The sequence below is a fragment of the Mycobacterium sp. genome (assembly GCF_032161845.1).
Lineage (GTDB): Bacteria > Actinomycetota > Actinomycetes > Mycobacteriales > Mycobacteriaceae > Mycobacterium.
On sequence record NZ_JAVRQA010000476.1, the window covers coordinates 1 to 3,940 of the forward strand.

4 protein-coding genes and 1 pseudogene are annotated in these 3,940 nt (G+C 65.3%); 1 reads left to right on the plus strand and 4 read right to left on the minus strand.

The genetic code is table 11. The annotated features are described in order from the left end of the window. A pseudogene (locus tag QOD90_RS25895) lies at window positions 1-523 on the plus strand (hypothetical protein); the annotation flags it as partial. Here the strand turns inward: QOD90_RS25895 and QOD90_RS25900 are convergent. From QOD90_RS25900 to QOD90_RS25915, 4 genes are read right to left on the minus strand one after another with little or no spacing between them, the layout of a single operon-like run. Continuing rightward, the gene (locus tag QOD90_RS25900) at window positions 520-1,233 is read right to left on the minus strand and encodes a DUF5642 family protein (protein ID WP_526354468.1); all 714 of its coding nucleotides are present in this window, start codon (window positions 1,231-1,233) and stop codon (window positions 520-522) included. The pseudogene QOD90_RS25895 and the gene QOD90_RS25900 overlap by 4 nt on opposite strands. An 18-nt stretch (window positions 1,234-1,251) precedes the next feature. Then, window positions 1,252-2,490 carry a hypothetical protein gene (locus QOD90_RS25905; protein ID WP_526354470.1) on the minus strand — a complete coding sequence of 413 codons (1,239 nt, stop codon included), beginning with the start codon at window positions 2,488-2,490 and terminating at the stop codon, window positions 1,252-1,254. Then, complete coding sequence (locus QOD90_RS25910; protein WP_526354472.1) at window positions 2,480-2,923, minus strand: carboxymuconolactone decarboxylase family protein; 444 nt, start codon at window positions 2,921-2,923, stop codon at window positions 2,480-2,482. Before QOD90_RS25910 ends, QOD90_RS25905 begins: the two co-directional genes overlap by 11 nt. Before the next feature lie 2 nt (window positions 2,924-2,925). Further along, complete coding sequence (locus QOD90_RS25915; RefSeq protein ID WP_526354474.1) at window positions 2,926-3,786, minus strand: NAD(P)-dependent oxidoreductase; 861 nt, start codon at window positions 3,784-3,786, stop codon at window positions 2,926-2,928. Window positions 3,787-3,940: the final 154 nt, after the last annotated feature.

Genomic DNA, 3,940 nt, shown 5'->3' on the forward strand with positions numbered 1-3,940 from the left:
CGGTGATCTGTCCACGATCGCCGGGCGCATCCACGGTCTCAGCGGTGAGTACCAGGCCCTCGGCGACGGCGACGGTGACGGAGGCAAGGGAGGTACGAAGCTCGACAAGCTGCCCAAGACCCCCGACACCACGCTGGACCTCGACGACATCGTGTACCTGGATCCGACGGCACTCGGCCCACCCCACTACGTGGAGATCGGGCCGGGAACATGGGTACCCAAGAACGACTACCCCGGTGTCTCGCCAAGCCCGCCGAAGGCGCCGTTGGACTATAACGACATTCAATATCTGCGGCCGGGCGTCAAGGGACAACCCTGGCAGAAGGAGCTGGTTCCCGGGTCCGGTGCGTGGGTGCCCGATCCGAATTACCCCGGTTTCGTGCAGCGTCCACCGGAAGTACCGGTGGACATGGCGACGGCGTCGATCCTGGACCCCGGACAGCAGATCCCCGCCGGGATGATCGAGTTGTACCCCGGCTCGCGCGTCGCGATACCGGATCCAAACGCCAACGCGCCTCGCTAATCGCCGCGGACGGCGGCAACGGCCCTGACCAACAAGGCCGACAACACCGGCTCGGCCTGGAAGTCCGGCGCCAGACGCGCTTGGACGTCGACGTAGACACGGCCGTCGAGTATTGCGGCGTAGGAATATTCGACGTTGGGAAAGCCCTCGACGTCGTACCGGAGCGCAATGGTCATTGCGCCTTCGATCTCCGGCGCTTCGAGCCTTTCTACGGTCCCCCTCATGGGGTGCTCGGCCTCGTCGACGGTGTAGGCGAATCGTTCGCACCCGGCGGAGGGGATCTCGGCGGGGACTGTCACCGGATTCTCCGCGCCCAACGAAATCGTCGTTTGGTCGCTTTCGACTCCGCGGATGTGCATCGAGTCCGAACCTAGTTGGCCATCAACCGGTTTGAGCAGCGGGCGACATTTCGCCGGGTCCACCGTGAAGGGCTCCCCGTACGTAGCCACGGTGCCCACCGACGGGAGCACTTGCTGTCCTATTTTCAGTGGAACGGAAGGCGGTCCTGCGACGAAGCCGGGCGGAAAGTCAGCCGACAGCTGGTTCAGCCGCGAGACGTCGAATCCCGGCGCCGCGGAGACCGACGTACTCGATGCTATGGAGGTCACCGCACTCGTCGCAGAACCAGTCGTCTCCGTCGAACAACTCACCAGCGCGACCGCCGCCGAGATCACCGTCAACAACGCAGCACCGCGCCGAACCTGCACCATGGCCCAAGCGTAAGGGCTCTAGAGCACCGTCAGAGGCAGGGATTTCCGATTCTCGAACACCCATGACGCGCCACGGCTGAACTTGCACACCGCTACTTCGCCGAGTTCCTTGGCAGGTGTGTCGGTTTCGATCACGCGCACGGTCCAGTCGGATTCGGTGCCGGACACCTCGGCGCGCAAGTGCGGGTCGACTGCCGCAACGATGGCCTGCAGCGGGGTGTCCGCCACCGGGGAGATCAGCGAAATCCAGGCACCGTCCTCGTAGGCAGGGGACTTCCGCACGTGCACGAAGTCAGCCTTCGAACCGGAGTCGACGTCGACGGACACGTAGGCCGCGGGATTCAGTAGGGGATGCAACTCGAGCACGCGCAGCGCGCCCTCCACTCCACCCGGCAGCGACAGCGCCGCGTGGATCCGCTCCGCGGCCACTCCCGCGATGCCGATCAGCTGCTTCGTGCGGATCGACCTCTCCAATGCCACATCACCGTTGGCGCGAGCGCGGACGGCAAGGGTGAACGAGAGCACCAGCAGGTGCATCTGCAGGCAGACCTCGTCGGCGATGCGCACCAGGGCCGAGTGCGAGAACGCTCCGAAGTCGACGTCGGCCAGCAGTGCGCCCGAATAGTCGGCCATCCCCTCGTCATTCGGATCGATCGCATCCAGCTCGGTATGGTTCGCGCGACTCGCCCCGACGACGTCCATCGCGGGGATGAAGGGCACCTCCGGATAGGACTCGTCGATGATCACCGTCCACGCGCAGTGCGGACTCCGGTTGGACGGCACCCGCGGCGGACGGTGGATGGGGCGCACCTGGGTCCTGCGGTTGGTGGCCAGCGCCGTCGCGTCGAACGTCGGGTCCTCGATGTCGTGGCACATGCCGTGCACGTAGTCTTCGCCCATCGGTTCCACGTCGAGCAGCGCGCCGCAGTGGTCGAGGTGAAACTCGCCGTGCCAACGGTCGTGCACGGTGTAGCGAAAGTCCATGAACTGCGGCGGGGCGCCGATGTCCAGCTGCAGACCCTTGAAGATGGTGATGACGTCGACGCCCTCGTACTTGAGCGCCTTCTGCATCCGCTTGGTGTAGAGCGGGCTCGAGGCGGCCCACTCCTCGATCGCGATCTGGAGCATCTCGTCGCGGCCGAATTCGGATATGCACCAAGCCATTCCGGAGCGATCGATCAGTTGGCCGATCAGCAGCAGCTCCGGCACCAACGTCGCCAGTTCCTGACGCGACAGCGCCGCGTACCTACTCTTCATTGATCGAGCCCGTCGAGTTCATCCGAAGGGCAGCGTCGACGTTCGCCTTCTTGTCGTTGCCCTCACCCCTCTCCGCGGCCTTCTTGCGCTTGCCGACGACCCTGCCGACAACGCCATTGAGTCCGGACCCGCGTGGGAAGCCGACGTACTGGGTCAGGAAGATCGCCATCTCCCTGAGCTCGTCCTCGGTGAGCTCCTCATTCGCGAGGGCGGCGGTGACTTGAACCTCGGCCAGGTCTTGCAGGCCCATCGCCGTCACGATCGACAACGTCATGATGCGCTTGTCGCGCATCGACAGCCCTGGGCGCGACCAGATCGTGCCGAAGAGATGATCGACGGTCAGATCGAAGTACGGATCGCCCTCGATGTTGCCCATCTCCCACGAGTAGACCTCGTTCATCTTCGCGAGGCCCTTGCGGCGCAATTCGTCCATGGCTATTCCTTTGCGGTCGAAGTGCTGTGTGGGACACCAAGTCCGGCAGCGAGGTTCTTGAGCGCGAGCTCGGCCAGGGGCAGCTCGACGTGCACCGTCTCGCCAAGTCCGAGCGCCAGGCTCAGGTCCTTCTCCCCGAGCCCGCGGGTGTGGATGAACGCGTCGTGCAGCCAGTGGTCGGGGGCGAGTGTTCCCATGTCCTCGCGGACCATGATCGCCCCTGGGCCGCCGGTCAATGCGTCGGTGTGTCGGACCACCCGGCCGAGCTGCGCAAGGTCGATGCCCGCGGCTTCGGCGAGCTTCATGGCCTCGCACGCTGCCGCGTAGCTGGTGAAGGTCAACATGTTGCGGGCCAGCTTCATTCGCGTGCCAGCGCCGGGCTCCCCGGCGTGGACGACCACCGACGCGAACTGCTTGAACGCCGGCTTCACCCGCTCGTAGATCTCGCGGTCGGCACCGATCATGACCGCGAGCTCACCCTTGTCAGCAGCTCCGCCGCCACCGGATACGGGAGCATCGATGACGTGAATGCCCCTGGGCCGCAGTTCGTCGGCCAGTTCGATGGCCGTCTCGGGGCTGATCGTCGAGTGGATCGCGATCACGCTGCCCGTCGTGGCGTTGGCCGAAAGCTCACCGACCACCTCGCGCACCTGCTCGTCGTTGAGGACGGTCACGCAGATGATGTCGGCGGCCGCAACGTCGGCGACGCTGTCGGCCAGCGTCGCACCCAGCTCGGCCAGTGGCGTCATCGCCTCGGTCCGGACGTCGAAGACGGTCACTCCGCCCGGCCATTCGACGAGTCGCTTGGCCATGGGCGCACCCATGTTGCCGAGCCCGATGTACCCCAGCCGAAGCTCGGTCATCGTCTCCTCCTCTTCGCGCAAGCGCTCATCAGCGTGCTCTCTTCTTCGCGCAAGCGCTCATCAGGGCGCCTTCGAGCTGTCGAAGCCGTCGGGCAGGAGGTTGTCATAGATGGTCGTGACGTCGACCTGCTTGGTGATCTCGCCTGCCTCGAAG